This is a genomic window from Pyxidicoccus sp. M6 (assembly GCF_055568925.1).
Genome location: NZ_CM145714.1, coordinates 10,282,374 through 10,295,961, shown reverse-complemented (window position 1 = coordinate 10,295,961; position 13,588 = coordinate 10,282,374). Strand labels below are relative to the sequence as shown.

Here is a 13,588-nt window from a genome sequence, read left to right as displayed (position 1 = left end):
GGGCACGCGAGCGGTGGATGCAGGCAGTGTCCGCTCGCGCCTGGTGTGGCTGGTGCTGTTCCGCACCGTGGCGGCGAGCCTCTCGCTCGTCATCACGGTGGCGCGCCTGCTGCTGCAACCCCTCCAGGAACCCAGCCGCACGGACACGCTGTCGCTGGCGGTCATCATCGCCGCGTACGTGTCGACGGTGGTGGTGGGCCTGCGGTTGCGGTGGGGCAGGGCGGGACGGCTGGACGCCTGGGTCCAGGTCGTCGGGGACATCGTCATCGCCACGGGGCTGGTGTACCTCAGCGGCGGCGAGGACTCGCCCCTCACCTTCCTCTACAGCCTGGCCGTCATCGGCGCGGCGGTGGTGCTCGACTGGCGCGGTGCCCTCTGGGTGGCCGTGGCGTCCGGCGCGTGCTTCTCCGTCCTGGTGATGGGGCAGCGGCTGCTGGGGAACGCCCCCATGGCCCCCCTCTTGCCGAGCCGGGGGCTGTTCGTGCTGGGCAGCAACCTGCTGGCGCTCGCGCTCATCGCCGTGCTCGCCGGCTACCTGTCACGCCAGCTCTCCGCCACGGGCGGCGCCTTGTCGGCCCGCGAGGCGGACCTGCGGCGGCTGGGGCGGCTGCAGCAGCAGATTGTCACGTCCATGTCGTCGGGGCTGCTGACATGCGACGCCCAGCGGCGCGTCACGTACGTCAACCCCGCGGGCTGCGCGATTCTCCAGATGGACGAGGTGGGCAGCCTGGGCGTGGACCTGGAGTCGCTCATGCCTGGCGTGTCCGGGCTGGGGCCCCGCTCGCCGCGCAGCGAGCTGGTGGTGGGCTCGGGCAGTGGGCGGCGCATCCTCGGCCTGTCGGTGACGCCGCTGGAGGGCGAGCAGGGCGCGCTGCTGGTGGTGTTCCAGGACCTCACGCGGCTGCGGCGCATGGAGGAGGACCTGAAGCGCTCGGACCGGCTGGCGAGCCTGGGGGCCCTGTCCGCGCAGCTCGCCCATGAGCTGCGAAACCCGCTGGCGGCCATGCGGGGCTCCGCGCAACTGCTGGCCCAGGACGCGCGGGACGAGATGGGGCAGAAGCTCACCAACATCCTGCTGCGCGAGTCGGACCGGCTGGCCCGGCTGGTGGAGGACTTCCTGCGCTTCGCGCGCCCGCCGGAGCCGGTGCGCCGCCCCGTGGAATTGGAGTCGCTGCTGGTGGAGACGGTGGACATGTTGCGGGCGGACCCGCTGGCGCGCGACGTGCGGATGGAGGTGACGGCGCCGGAGTCCCTGACGGCGGCGGTGGACCCGGACCAGCTTCGTCAGGTGCTCATCAACCTGGTGCGCAACGGCTTCCAGGCGGCCGGCCCCCGGGGTGAGGTGAGGGTGGCGCTGGCGAGGGCCGAGCACAACGCGCGCATCCGCGTCTGGGACTCGGGCGGGAGCATCACGGAGGAGATGATGGGGCACTTGTTCGAGCCGTTCTTCACCACCCGGGACGGGGGCACGGGCCTGGGCCTGTCCACCGCGCACTCCATCATCCGGGCGCACGGCGGGGCCATCCGCGTGCGCTCGAACCGGGACGAGGGAACGGAGTTCGTGGTGGAGTTGCCGTTGTGACGACTTCGCAGGCAGGCGAGGGGGGCGTGCGAGGGCACGTCCTGGTGGTGGACGACGAGCTGTCCATGCGGGAGTACCTGGAGCTGCTGCTCCACCGCGAGGGCTATGCGGTGACGAGCGTGCCCGGCGTGAAGCCCGCGTGCGAGGCGCTCGTGCGGGACGGGGTGGACCTCGTCATCTCCGACATGAAGCTGGGCACCGGCAGCGGCCTGGACGTGCTGCGCGCCGCCCGCGCGAGGCCCGAGCCCCCGGAGGTCGTGCTCATCACCGCCTACGGCTCGCCGGCCGCCGCGGTGGAGGCCATGCGCGAGGGCGCGTATGACTACATCTGCAAGCCCTTCGACAACGAAGAGCTGCGGCTGCTCGTGCAGAAGGCGCTGGAGAAGCGCCTCTTGCGCCAGGAGAACAGCGGCCTTCGCGCACGGCTGCTGCCCGGCCTGGGCGTGGCGGTGGGGCAGAGCCCGCGCATGCAGGCGGTGTGGGCCCTGGTGGAGAAGGTGGCCCCCAGCCGCAGCACGGTGCTGGTGACGGGCGAGAGCGGCACCGGCAAGGAGCTGGTGGCCCGCGCCATCCACATGCGAGGCAGCCGCGCGGCGCAACCTTTTCTCCCGTTCAATTGCGCGGCCCTCAACGAGGGCACGCTGGAGAGCGAGCTTTTCGGCCACATGAAGGGCGCCTTCACCGGGGCCACGCATGAGCGGGCGGGGCTCCTGGTGTCCGCGGGTGAGGGCACCGTCATGCTGGACGAGGTGGGAGAGATGCCGCTCGCCACGCAGGTGAAGCTGCTGCGCGTGCTCCAGGAGCGGAAGGTGAAGCCGGTGGGCAGCTCGGCGGAGGTCCCCTTCAAGGCCCGCGTCATCGCGGCCACCAACCGGCGGCTGGAGGCCGAGGTGAAGGCGGGTCGCTTCCGCGAGGACCTCTTCTACCGTCTCAACGTGATTACGCTGGAGCTGCCCCCGCTGCGCGAGCGCCCCGGGGACATCTCCCTGCTGGCGAGCCACTTCCTGTCGCGGCTGTCGGAGGAATTGGGGCGGCCGGCCCTGCGCTTCGCGCCGGAGACGCTGGCGCTGCTGGAGCGCTACTCCTTCCCTGGCAACGTGCGTCAGCTCCAGAACATGGTGGAGCGCGCGGCCACGCTGTCCGACTCGGACCTGCTGGGCCCCTCCACGCTGCCCCCCGCGGTGCGCGGCGAGGCCGAGCCGATGACTCCCTCCAACGAGGGCGGCGAGCCACGGCTGGGCGCGGGCTTCAACCTGGAGCGCCACCTGGACGAAAGCGAGCGGCGCTACCTGCTCGCCGCGCTGAAGCAGGCGGGCGGCGTGAAGACACGCGCGGCGGAGCTGCTTGGCCTGTCCTTCCGTTCCTTCCGGTATCGCCTGGCCAAGCACGGCCTCACCGAGGAACTGGAGCCGGGTGGGGACGCCGAGGCCTGGAAGCGGGAATAAGGCGCGGCGGAGATCGACACTTCTCGTCAGTCCCGCTGCCCAAATTTGTCAGCCCTGCATTCCCCAAATGAGAGCTCCGGCTCTCTCCCCATGGAAATCAGCCACTTTGGACGGTTGCGGGCGCTGGCATGCCGAGTGCTAAAGTCCTCTGCGGGCGCAGTGCCCCAGCCAAGAACCTCCCCGAGGAACCCCCAATGCGCGTTTCCCGCTTCAACCCCCGTAACCGTGGCTTCACGCTCATCGAGCTCATGATCGTGGTCGCCATCATCGGTATCCTGGCCGCCATCGCCATCCCGAACTTCATCAAGTTCCAGGCGCGCTCCAAGCAGTCCGAGGCCAAGACCAACCTCAAGGCCCTGTTCACCGCGCAGAAGGCGTTCTTCTCCGAGAAGGACCGCTACTCGATGTTCGCCAACGAGATCGGCTTCGCTCCCGAGCGCGGCAACCGTTACGGCTACATCGTCGGCACGGGCGGCGCGAACGAGAACCGCTCTGGTCCGGCCATCAACAACCCTGCTGGCACGGGCATCTCCAGCATCTCCGTCGACACGAACCGCTTCAACGGCGCGGTTGCTGTTCCGAACCCCAGCGTGGCGAACTTCGCCTCGGACACGCCTCCCTACGACACCACGTGGGGCGTGCAGCAGACCTGCCCGAACTGCAACTTCTTCGCGGGCGCCCAGGGCAACGCGGACAACGAGGTCACCACGGATGACTGGGTGATCGCCGGCTTCGAGGGCCACGGCCTCATTGGCGGCTGCTCCGAGGCGGGCGCTGTCGCCTCCGGCACGCCGTACAACACCCGCAACGACGTCGCCTGCGACAACTGACGTGGAATGAACGGTGGCCCGGCCACTGTTCTTCGGGCCGCCTTCCATCTGGGAGGCGGCCCTTCTCCTTTTCAGGACTTCGGGATGCTCACGCGGATCGTAGTTTTGTGCCTGGCCGTCTGCTCCATCGTCATGATGGCCGACAAGCCAGACAAGCCCTTGAGGACGAAGGACGGCCCCATCCTCCCACGCCGGGAGATGCTGGAGGTGCTGGGGGCCTCGCAGAAGCCGCTGCTGGCCGACTTCTACTGGCTGCAGGCCATCCAACAGATGGGCCGCGCCAATACCGACACCGAATACCGCGACGTCTACTTCTACGCGGACCTGGCGACCGACCTCGACCCGAAGTTCCGCTACGTCTACGAGTGGGGCGCCATCGCCACGCCCTTCAATCTGGGCCGCGAGCAGTGGGTGAACACGGATTTGTCTTCCCGGCTGCTGTCCAAGGGGCTCAGCCACCTTCCGGACGACCGCCGTTTCATGTTCCAGCTCGCGTACAACAAGATGACGTACCACGGCGACTACAAGGGCGCGGCGGACCTGCTCGTGAAGCTCTCGAAGTACCCTGACATGCCGAGCTACCTGGGCCAGCTCGCGACGCGTCTCTACGCCCAGGCCGGCAGCTTCGACTCGGGCCTCCACGTGGCGGAGATGTTGCGTGACAGCGCCGAGGACGATGAGTCCCGGGCCTTCTACGAGCACCGCATCAAGGAAATCCTCCGGGAGCGGGTGCTCACGCAGATAGACCAGGCCATCGAGGCCTACCAGAAGGACCATGGTGAGCGTCCGAAGACGGTGCCGGACCTGGTGCGGCTGGGCTACCTGAAGTTCCCGCCCCAGGACCCGTTGGAGGGGAAGTTCTTCATCGACCGGCGGGGGCGCGCTCGCTCCACGTCCGGACTCTACAGGTTGGAGATGTACGACAACGCCAAGAAGCAGGAGCTGCGGGAAGACCTCGCCGCGGGTGGCATCATGGTCGACGAAGAGGAGGGCACTCAATGACGGCGGCCCCGAAGCTCGAGGCTCCGCCCGTGGCGGCTCCCGTCGCTGACGGCAGCCAGCCCGTGCGCATCCGCGGCCTGTCCAAGACGTACCGGGTGGGCTTCTTCCTCAACAAGCACGTCAAGGCGCTGCAGGGCCTGGACCTGGACATCGCGCCGGGGCAGGTCTACGGGCTGCTCGGCCCCAACGGCGCGGGCAAGTCCACCACCATCAAGATTCTCATGGGGCTGGTGCGTGCGTCGCAGGGGCAGGCGCTGCTCTTCGGCGAGCCGCCGGACCGCCCGCACGTGCGGCGGCAGGTGGGCTTCCTGCCGGAGAACCCATCCCTCTACGAGTACCTCACCGGGCGCGAGTTCGTGACGCTGGCGGGGCGCATCTTCGGGCTGAGCGGACATGACCTCGACCAGCGCGTGGAGCGCGTGCTGGGCGAGGTGGGCATGGGCCGCGCGTCGGACCTGCAGATCCGCCGCTACTCCAAGGGCATGGTGCAGCGCACGGCCCTGGCGCAGGCGCTCATCAGCGGGCCGCGCCTGCTGGTGCTGGACGAGCCCACCTCCGGCCTGGACCCGCTGGGCCGCCGGCAGATGCGCGACATCATCCTCGCCGAGCGCGAGAAGGGGACGACCATCCTCTTCTGCACGCACATCATCTCGGACGTGGAGGCGCTCTGTGACCGCGTGGCCGTGCTGGTGGGCGGGCGGCGCGTGCAGGAGGGCAGCGTGCAGGAGCTGGTGTCGGCGCGGGCGCCCTCGATGGAGATGGTGGTGCACGGCCTGCCGCTCGAGCAGCTCCAGGCGCTGGGCTTCACGTACGAGCAGGTGCAGCAGCTCGACAGCCGGGTGATGCTGCGGGTGCCGGACTCGGACGCGCACAAGCTGCTCCAGGCCATCATTGCCCAGGGCGGGCGCGTCAGCCGCATGCAGCCCGCGCGTTTCTCGCTGGAGGACCTCTTCCTCGAGGCGATGAAGCAGGCCGGCGGACAGACCGTGGGAGGAGAGATTCAGGGATGAGTGCTTTTACCGCCATGGCGTGGAACGGCTTCCGCGAGGCGCGGCGCAACCGGGTGACGGTGCTCGTGGCCGCCTTCGCGCTGGTGCTGCTGTTCGCCACCACGCTCGTCACGGAGGTGACGGTCAGCACGTTCGACCGCGTGGTGACGGACTTCGGCCTGGGGGTGATGAGCCTCCTGCTCGTCTTCCTCGCCATCTTCCTGTCGTCCGGGCTCATCAGCCGCGAAATCGAGCGGCGCACCATCTTCCTGATGGTGTCCAAGCCGCTGTCGCGCAGCCGGTTCCTGCTCGCGCGCCTGGCGGGCAACATGCTCACGCTCGGCGTGCTGCTGGTGGCCATGACGTTGCTGTTCTGGATGCAGCTCGTCATCCACCGCAGCCCCATCACCCAGCCGCAGATGGCCGCGCTCTGGGGGCTGTACCTGGAGCTGTTCGTCCTCACCAGCGCCGGTTTCCTGCTGTCCACCTTCGCCAGCCAGCTGGTGTCCGCGCTGGTGACGACGGGCCTGTACTTCGCGGGCCACCTGTGCGCGGACATCTACAACCTGGGCACGAAGTCCAAGAGCGAGTTCGTCGTCTGGGTGAGCAAGGCCGTCTACTACGCCCTGCCCAACCTGGAGCGGCTGAACTTCCGGCCGCGCGCCACGTACGTCATCGAGGTGGCGGCGTCCGAGCTCGGCAAGGCCACGCTCTACGCGGTGGGCTGGGGCGCGCTGTTCTGCGTGCTGGCCACGCTCGTGTTCGAGCGACGCGACTTCCGCTGAGCGCGCGCTAGAATCCGAAGCCGCGCGATGCAGACCCTCCCACCAGGCTGGATTGAGACCGTCTTCACCCTCTTCCTCCTGGTGTTGGGGCTGTGCATCGGCAGCTTCCTCAACGTCGTCATCGCGCGAGTCCCGGAGGGGCTGAGCATCGTCCGGCCGGGCTCGCGCTGCCCGAAGTGCGGCCACGTCCTCGCCTGGTACGAGAACATCCCGCTGCTCTCCTGGCTGGCGCTCCGGGCGCGCTGCCGCGGGTGTGGGACGCCCATCTCCGCGCGCTACCCGCTGGTGGAGCTGCTCACCGGGCTGCTCTTCTTCGCGTGCCTGCGCCGCTTCGGCTGGACGTATGAGCTCGTGCTGGCGCTGGTGCTCGTCACCCTGCTGGTGCCGCTCACCTTCATCGACCTGGACCACTGGATTCTGCCGCTGTCCATGACGGTGTCCGGCACCCTCGCCGGCATCGCCCTCGCGGTGCCCCGGGGGATGGACGCCTTCTGGGACGCGCTCATCGGCGCGCTGGTGGGCTTCCTCGCCTTCCGGCTCATGGAGTACGTGGGCTGGAAGGTCTTCAAGAAGGAGGCCCTGGGCGCGGGGGACAAGTACCTCGTCGCCATGCTGGGGGCCTTCCTCTCCTGGCGCGCGCTGCTCGGCATCCTCCTCTTCGCCTCCATGCAGGGCGCGGTGGTGGGCATCCTCATGCTGCTCTTCACTGGCCGCGCCGGGCCGCGCACCGAGGAGACGCCGGCCTCGGGGGCGCCGCCGGGCTCGGAGGCGGGCACCGCCGAGGAGCCGGAGGGGGAGTTGCCGCCGCTCACCATGACCTGGGACTTCACGCGGCCGGGCCTGCCCTCGTGGAAGCGCCTGGTGCTGGTGCCGTTCTGCCTGCTGTTCCAGCCCATCCCCGACGCGCCGCTGGACGAGGAGGGGCAGGAGGAGGACTGGGTGCCGGACCGCACCAGCATCCCCTTCGGCCCGTGGCTGGCGCTGGCGGGGCTGGAGTTGTTGCTGCTGGGCCCCTGGCTGGGACGGGTGCTGCCGCCGGACATCGCGATGATGCTGGGAGGCCTGCCGTGAGGCCGGCGCTCGCGCGGTGAAGTGGCGCATCGCCAGCGTGGCCTTCCTGCTGGGCTCGCTGTCCACGGGGCTCACCTGGCTGTCGGTGCAGCCGCTCCTCATCCGGTTGATGGAGGCGGTGCGGAGGCTCGCGCCGCCGGGCAGCACCGAGGCCGCGGCGCTGATGCACGTGAAGGGGCTCCTGCCGATGGTGCTCGGGCTGAGCCTGGTGGTGCTCACGGTGCTGGCGTACGTGGTGCTGGACGTGATGGTGGGCCGCCCGCTGCGCAGCACGGAGGCGGTGGTGGAGCAGTTCGGCCGGCTGGAGTTGGACCCGCACCTGGTGCCCACCCAGGGGGGGCCGCTGCTGTCGCGCATCCAGCGCGCGCTGCAGCGCATGGCGGAGGCGCTGCGCGTGGAGCAGGCCCTCACGCGCTCGCAGATGGAGTCGCTGCGCGAGGCCAACGCCCGGCTGGCGCGCGCGCAGACGGAGCTGGTGTCCTCGGAGCGGCTGGCCACGGTGGGCCGGCTGGCGGCGGGCGTGGCGCACGAGGTGGGCAACCCGCTGTCGGGCATCCTCGGCTACGTGGCGCTGGCGAAGCTGAAGGCCAACACGCCGGACCTGAAGGACTTCCTGGAGCGCATCGACCACGAGGTGCAGCGCATCGACCGCATCATCCGCGGGCTGCTGGACCTGGGGCGTCCGGGGACGGCCACGGTGGCGCCGGTGGAGCTGGGCGCGGTGGTGGAGACGTGCGTGCGGCTGGTGCGGGCCGCGCCGGAGTTGGTGGGAGTGCGGGTGGAGCTGGGCTTGGAGCCGGGGTTGCTCGCCCGGGCGGACCCGGGGCCGCTGTCGCAAATCATCATCAACCTGCTGCTCAACGCCGCGCAGGCCATGGGAGGGCAGGGGAGCGTGCGCGTCCGCACGAGCCTCGAGGGGGCCGAGGCGCGGCTGGTGGTGGAGGACTCGGGGCCGGGCATCCCCGCGGACGTCATGCCCCGCCTCTTCGAGCCCTTCTTCACCACCAAGGGCCGGGAGGGCACCGGGCTGGGGCTGGCGGTGTCGCTGCGGCTCGCGCAGGTGATGGGCGGCCGGCTGCTGGCGGAGAACGCGCCCGGAGGCGGCGCCCGCTTCACCGTGTCCCTGCCGGCGGCATGAGGAGAAAAGGGCCTCCCTACCAGCCAGGAGCTATCGGCCTCCTCGCGGCTGGGGGATGATGTGCTGGAGACGGTCATGTCCCTGTTCCGCACCATTCTCGTCGCCGACGACGAGCCCTCCATCCGCCACATCCTCACGCTGGTTCTCACGGACCGCGGCTATGAAGTCCGCGCCGTGGCGGACGGCGACGAGGCCCTGCGCGAGCTGGCCGCGCGCGACTACGACGTGCTGCTGTGCGACGTGCGGATGCCGAGGAAGGACGGCCTCACCGTGCTGCGCGAGGCGCTCGCCCAGCACCCGGGCCTCACCGCGGTGGTGATGAGCGCGTACGGCTCGCAGGAGCAGGCGCTGGAGGCCGTCTCCGCCGGCGCGTTCGACTACGTCCAGAAGCCCTTCAAGCCGGAGGAAATCGTCTTCGTCCTCCGCAAGGCCGAGGAGCGCGAGCGGCTGGTGCGGGAGAACCGCCGCCTCAAGGAGGCCAGCCTCCCGTCCGCGCCGGAAGGACACATCCTCGGCGCGAGCCCCGCGCTGCAGGCGGTGCTGCGGCAGGTGGCGCGGCTTGCGCCGGTGGACACCACGGTGCTCATCAGCGGCGAGAGCGGCACCGGCAAGGAGCTCATCGCCCGCGAGCTGCACGCGAGCAGCCCCCGCGCCGCCATGGCCTTCGTCGCCGTCAACTGCGGCGCCATCGCCGCCGGCCTCATCGAAAGCGAGCTGTTCGGCCACGCCAAGGGCGCCTTCACCGATGCGCGCTCCGCCAAGCGCGGCCTCTTCGCCGAGGCCGATGGTGGCACCCTCTTCCTGGACGAAGTCGGCGAGCTGTCGCTGTCCGCCCAGGTGAAGCTGCTCCGCGTGCTCCAGGAGGGGGAAATCCGCCCGGTGGGGGAGAACCGGGTGGAGAAGGTGGACGTGCGCGTGGTGGCCGCCACGCTGCGGGATTTGGGCAAGCTGGTGGAGAAGGGCGAGTTCCGCGAGGACCTCTACTACCGCCTCAACGTGGTGAACCTCCGCATGCCGCCCCTGCGCGAGCGCCGCGAGGACGTGCCGCTCCTGGCGCGCGCCTTCATCTCCCGCTTCAACCGCGAGCTGAACCGCGAGCCGCCCATCGAGGGGCTCTCCCCGGACGCCGAGGCCCTGCTGGCCGCGTACGCCTGGCCGGGCAACGTGCGCGAGCTGGAGAACGCCATGGAGCGCGCCGTGTTGCTGGCGGACACATCTCTCATCCTTCCGGCCAATCTGCCCGACAAGTTGTGGGCCGCGCCCCCACCCGGTCCCACGGGCGCGGTGGCGGGCACCTCGGGTGGGGCGGCGGGGGCCGCGCTACAGGAGGGTACGGACCTGTCGCTCAAGCGCGCCATCCGGGAGCTGGAGGAGTCCTACATCCGCGCGGCGCTGCGCCGGACGAAGGGCAACCGCACCCGGGCGTCGGAGCTGTTGGACATCAGCCACCGCGCGCTGCTGTACAAGATCAAGGAGTACGGCATCGACCCGGATGCCGAGGCGGAGCGGGGTTGAACCTGCCTGCCTGCATTTGACGGAACGCGCCAGGGGCCGGAAAATCGGGCTTGCGCGACGGTGTTGAGGGGCCCGGCGCATCACTGGCGCCGCTCCCGTCCGTCCGGAGGGCAGGCGGGCTCCAGGCACTTTCTAGGAGGGGTTGACGGCCGGTGTTACGCTGGCCGCCTCTCGACGGAGTCAAGCATGGCGAAGGGCAAACTGGCACTCGGCCTGGACATCGGATCGACGTCCATCAAGATGATTCTCCTCAAGGAGCAGCGCAAGCGCGGCGAGATTGGCTACGCGTTGCAGAGCTTCGGGATGAAGCCGCTGCCGCCTGAGGCCATCGTCGACGGAGCCCTGATGAACTCCACGGCGATCGTCCAGGCCGTGCAGGAGTTGATGTCCGAGCTGAAGGTGAAGGGCAAGGAGGTCGCCATCGGCGTCTCCGGCCACTCGGTCATCATCAAGAAGATTCAGATGCCCCGCATGTCCCAGGACGAGCTCGAGGAGAGCATCCAGTGGGAGGCGGAGCAGTACATCCCGTTCGATGTGAAGGACGTGAACATCGACACGCAGATCCTCGACGGCGGCGGAAACGACGCCACCGGGCAGATGGACGTGCTGCTGGTGGCCGCCAAGAAGGACATGATCAACGACTACACCACCGTCGTCTCGGAGGCGGGCCTGTCACCCGCGGTGGTGGACGTGGACGCCTTCGCCGTCCAGAACATGTTCTCCGTCAACTACGACCTCCCGGAGAAGGAGACCGTGGTGCTCATCAACGCGGGCGCCTCGGTGGTGAACATCAACATCATCGCCAACGGCGTGACGGTGTTCACCCGCGACGTCACCATCGGTGGCAACCAGTTCACCGAAGAAATCCAGAAGCAGCTCAACGTCTCCTACGAGGAGGCCGAGGCGCTGAAGATTGGCGGCAACAGCGCGGACGCGGACGCGGTGGTGCCCCAGGAAGTGGAGCGGGTGCTCTCCAGCGTCGCCGAGCAGGTGGCCGGTGAAATCCAGCGCTCGCTGGACTTCTACGCGGGCACCGCGGCGGACTCGAACTTCAGCAAGGTGTACCTGTCGGGCGGCACGGCGAAGATTCCCGCGCTGTTCAAGACCATCGAGGCGCGCACGGGCGTGCCGGTCGAGATTCTGAACCCCTTCCGCAAAATCGAAGTGGACAACCGCAAGTTCGACCCCGCGTTCATCATGGACGTGGCGCCCATGGCGGCGGTGGCCGTGGGATTGGCGCTGCGGCGCCCGGGCGACAAGGCTGCCTGACCGGTCCACCCCTTAGGAGACGACGCACATGATGATTCGCATCAACCTGCTGCCCGTCCGGGCGGTGAAGAAGCGGGAGATGGGCCGGCAGGTGCTGGTCCTCTTCGCCCTCGTGCTGATTGGCGCGGGCATGGGCAACTACTTCTGGTACGCGGACCGGGACGGTGAGCTGCAGCGCCACCGCCAGGGCATCGCGCAGACGCGGGCGAAGATCGCCGAGCTGGAGAAGGTCATCGGCGAGGTGAAGAACATCAACGCCCGCAAGGCCGAGGTGGAGAAGAAGCTGGCCGTGCTGGACTCGCTGCGCAAGGGCCGCAACGGCCCGGTGCGCATGCTGGACGCGCTCGCGTCCGCCACGCCGAAGAAGGTCTGGCTGAAGACCTTCAGCGAGGCCAGCAACGCGGTGGCCATCGACGGCGCCGCCCTCAGCCACGACGAGGTCGCCGAGTTCATGCGCGGCCTCAACGGCGTGGTGTGGACGCCGAAGGGCATGGGCCGCCTGGTGGACCAGCGCCGCGACAGCAAGACGTCGCGCGTGGAGCTGCTCACGGCCGAGGCCACCGTCGAGGAGTTCCCCTCGGCGGAGGTCACTCCCTTCTTCAAGAACATCGACCTGACCAGCGCGGTCCAGGGCAAGGAGTCGAAGCCGGGGACTCCGTCCCTGGTCGACTTCAAGATCACGCTGACGGCCAACTACGCCATCTGAGAGGCCCGCACGCCATGGACAAGTACCTGGATCAATTCGCCAAGGCGCCCCCCGCCACCAAGTTCGGCGGTCTGGCCATCGCCGTGATTCTGATGACCGTCGCCAACTTCTTCCTCGCCATCTCCCCCACCGAGGACCAGATCAAGGGCGAGCTGGCCACGCGCCGCCAGCTGGACCTGGAGCTCGCGGAGAAGAGCGAGATCGCCCAGAACCTCAATGACCGCCGGCGCGAGATGGACGTGCTGGAGCAGAAGCTCAACGAGGCGCTGACGGAGCTGCCCGAGAAGAAGGACATCGAGGAGCTGCTCGCGCAGATCAACGACATCGGCAAGAAGAGCGGGCTCGAGATCTCCAGCGTGACGCCGGACAAGGAGTTCGTGGGCGGCGGTGAGTTCTTCGCCCGCATCCCCCTGAAGATGACGGTCAGCGGCAACTACCACGAGATCGCCCTCTTCCTGCAGGAGATGGCGAACATGCGCCGCATCGTCAACGTCAACAACATCAAGCTCGAGCAGCCGACCCTGCAGAACGAGAAGGTCGTCCTGAAGAGCAGCTTCCTGGCCACGACGTTCCGCTTCGTCGAGCAGTCCTCGGCGTCGGCGAGCGCGAAGAAGAACTAGAAACTTGATCCGCCCGGAAAGTAGGGCGACAAGGGGATTGAGGATGAAGACGTTCAAGGCCACCATGACCACCGCGGTGCTGGCGCTCTCGCTGGCGGCATGCGACGACGCGCCCCCCCCGGCTCCGGCCCCGCCGACGAAGCCCGCGGCGGTCGTGGCTCCGGCCCCGGCGGCCCCCGCCGCGGCGGAGACCGCGGCGGCCGTGGCCCCGTATGTGTACACGTACAACCCGGTGGGCAAGCGTGACCCGTTCCGCAGCCCGGTGGATGAGCTCGGGCCGGTGACGCCCAGCCCGGTGGCTTCGTGCAACGAGCCGCTGTGCGCCTTCGACCTGGATCAGCTCAAGCTGGTGGCGGTCGTCACGGGTGACGCCAACCCCATCGCCATGGTCGAGGACCCGGTGGGCCGCGGCCACATCGTGCGGCGCAACACCCGCGTGGGGCGCCAGGGCGGGAAGGTGACGCAGATCCTCCGTGACTCGGTGACGGTGACCGAGGTGTTCTCGGGCAACGGCGAAATCATCAAGAATCCGGTGACGCTGCAGCTCAAGCCCGACGATAAGCAGGACCCCGCCTACAACATGATGACGGGCAAGAACTACGGGGAGTAGCGCCCCCAGAAGGCGCTCCCGCGGGC

At 69.1% G+C, this 13,588-nt stretch carries 13 protein-coding genes; all 13 read left to right on the top strand.

The window, feature by feature from the left end:
• Nucleotides 1–13 precede the first annotated feature (13 nt).
• The 13 genes from ACVTJA_RS40475 to ACVTJA_RS40415 all read left to right on the top strand — a co-directional run bounded on the left by ACVTJA_RS40475 (nucleotide 14) and on the right by ACVTJA_RS40415 (nucleotide 13,562).
• The gene (locus tag ACVTJA_RS40475) at nucleotides 14–1,582 is read left to right on the top strand and encodes a two-component system sensor histidine kinase NtrB (RefSeq protein ID WP_465828523.1); all 1,569 of its coding nucleotides are present in this window, start codon (nucleotides 14–16) and stop codon (nucleotides 1,580–1,582) included.
• A 65-nt stretch (nucleotides 1,583–1,647) separates the two neighbouring features.
• Nucleotides 1,648–3,027: a sigma-54-dependent transcriptional regulator gene (locus ACVTJA_RS40470; protein ID WP_465840641.1), complete on the top strand. Its 1,380-nt coding sequence runs from the start codon at nucleotides 1,648–1,650 to the stop codon at nucleotides 3,025–3,027.
• A 194-nt stretch (nucleotides 3,028–3,221) separates the two neighbouring features.
• The gene (locus ACVTJA_RS40465) at nucleotides 3,222–3,857 is read left to right on the top strand and encodes a prepilin-type N-terminal cleavage/methylation domain-containing protein (protein WP_465828521.1); all 636 of its coding nucleotides are present in this window, start codon (nucleotides 3,222–3,224) and stop codon (nucleotides 3,855–3,857) included.
• A gap of 132 nt (nucleotides 3,858–3,989) precedes the next feature.
• Complete coding sequence (locus ACVTJA_RS40460; RefSeq protein ID WP_465828517.1) at nucleotides 3,990–4,859, top strand: ABC transporter; 870 nt, start codon at nucleotides 3,990–3,992, stop codon at nucleotides 4,857–4,859.
• A complete protein-coding gene (locus ACVTJA_RS40455) occupies nucleotides 4,856–5,869 on the top strand; it encodes an ABC transporter ATP-binding protein (protein WP_465828514.1) in 1,014 nt (337 codons plus the stop codon). The genes ACVTJA_RS40460 and ACVTJA_RS40455 overlap by 4 nt, the downstream gene beginning before the upstream one ends.
• Entirely contained in the window at nucleotides 5,866–6,633 is a 768-nt protein-coding gene (locus ACVTJA_RS40450; RefSeq protein WP_465828511.1) for an ABC transporter permease, read from the top strand. The genes ACVTJA_RS40455 and ACVTJA_RS40450 overlap by 4 nt, the downstream gene beginning before the upstream one ends.
• A gap of 27 nt (nucleotides 6,634–6,660) precedes the next feature.
• On the top strand, nucleotides 6,661–7,704 hold the full coding sequence (locus ACVTJA_RS40445; protein ID WP_465828508.1) for a prepilin peptidase: 1,044 nt from the start codon (nucleotides 6,661–6,663) through the stop codon (nucleotides 7,702–7,704).
• A gap of 16 nt (nucleotides 7,705–7,720) precedes the next feature.
• Complete coding sequence (locus tag ACVTJA_RS40440; RefSeq protein ID WP_465828504.1) at nucleotides 7,721–8,842, top strand: sensor histidine kinase; 1,122 nt, start codon at nucleotides 7,721–7,723, stop codon at nucleotides 8,840–8,842.
• A gap of 75 nt (nucleotides 8,843–8,917) precedes the next feature.
• Nucleotides 8,918–10,357: a sigma-54-dependent transcriptional regulator gene (locus ACVTJA_RS40435; protein WP_465828502.1), complete on the top strand. Its 1,440-nt coding sequence runs from the start codon at nucleotides 8,918–8,920 to the stop codon at nucleotides 10,355–10,357.
• Nucleotides 10,358–10,543: 186 nt separating this feature from the next.
• On the top strand, nucleotides 10,544–11,626 hold the full coding sequence (gene pilM, locus ACVTJA_RS40430; RefSeq protein ID WP_465828500.1) for a type IV pilus assembly protein PilM: 1,083 nt from the start codon (nucleotides 10,544–10,546) through the stop codon (nucleotides 11,624–11,626).
• Between the two features lie 28 nt (nucleotides 11,627–11,654).
• Nucleotides 11,655–12,332 carry a PilN domain-containing protein gene (locus ACVTJA_RS40425; protein WP_465828498.1) on the top strand — a complete coding sequence of 226 codons (678 nt, stop codon included), beginning with the start codon at nucleotides 11,655–11,657 and terminating at the stop codon, nucleotides 12,330–12,332.
• 14 nt (nucleotides 12,333–12,346) lie between these two features.
• Nucleotides 12,347–12,952, top strand: a complete 606-nt coding sequence (locus ACVTJA_RS40420; RefSeq protein WP_465828496.1) for a type IV pilus inner membrane component PilO — start codon at nucleotides 12,347–12,349, stop codon at nucleotides 12,950–12,952.
• A gap of 43 nt (nucleotides 12,953–12,995) precedes the next feature.
• Nucleotides 12,996–13,562, top strand: a complete 567-nt coding sequence (locus ACVTJA_RS40415) for a pilus assembly protein PilP (protein WP_465828494.1) — start codon at nucleotides 12,996–12,998, stop codon at nucleotides 13,560–13,562.
• Nucleotides 13,563–13,588 lie beyond the last annotated feature (26 nt).

Bases quoted from the DNA above. Each gene is read 5' to 3' on its own strand.
- ACVTJA_RS40445 (WP_465828508.1), top strand. From the start codon at position 6,661: ATGCAGACCCTCCCACCAGGCTGGATTGAGACCGTCTTCACCCTCTTC.
- ACVTJA_RS40455 (WP_465828514.1), top strand. From the start codon at position 4,856: ATGACGGCGGCCCCGAAGCTCGAGGCTCCGCCCGTGGCGGCTCCCGTC.
- pilM (WP_465828500.1), top strand. From the start codon at position 10,544: ATGGCGAAGGGCAAACTGGCACTCGGCCTGGACATCGGATCGACGTCC.
- ACVTJA_RS40470 (WP_465840641.1), top strand. From the start codon at position 1,648: ATGCGGGAGTACCTGGAGCTGCTGCTCCACCGCGAGGGCTATGCGGTG.
- ACVTJA_RS40460 (WP_465828517.1), top strand. From the start codon at position 3,990: ATGATGGCCGACAAGCCAGACAAGCCCTTGAGGACGAAGGACGGCCCC.
- ACVTJA_RS40450 (WP_465828511.1), top strand. From the start codon at position 5,866: ATGAGTGCTTTTACCGCCATGGCGTGGAACGGCTTCCGCGAGGCGCGG.
- ACVTJA_RS40435 (WP_465828502.1), top strand. From the start codon at position 8,918: ATGTCCCTGTTCCGCACCATTCTCGTCGCCGACGACGAGCCCTCCATC.
- ACVTJA_RS40425 (WP_465828498.1), top strand. From the start codon at position 11,655: ATGATGATTCGCATCAACCTGCTGCCCGTCCGGGCGGTGAAGAAGCGG.
- ACVTJA_RS40465 (WP_465828521.1), top strand. From the start codon at position 3,222: ATGCGCGTTTCCCGCTTCAACCCCCGTAACCGTGGCTTCACGCTCATC.
- ACVTJA_RS40420 (WP_465828496.1), top strand. From the start codon at position 12,347: ATGGACAAGTACCTGGATCAATTCGCCAAGGCGCCCCCCGCCACCAAG.
- ACVTJA_RS40415 (WP_465828494.1), top strand. From the start codon at position 12,996: ATGAAGACGTTCAAGGCCACCATGACCACCGCGGTGCTGGCGCTCTCG.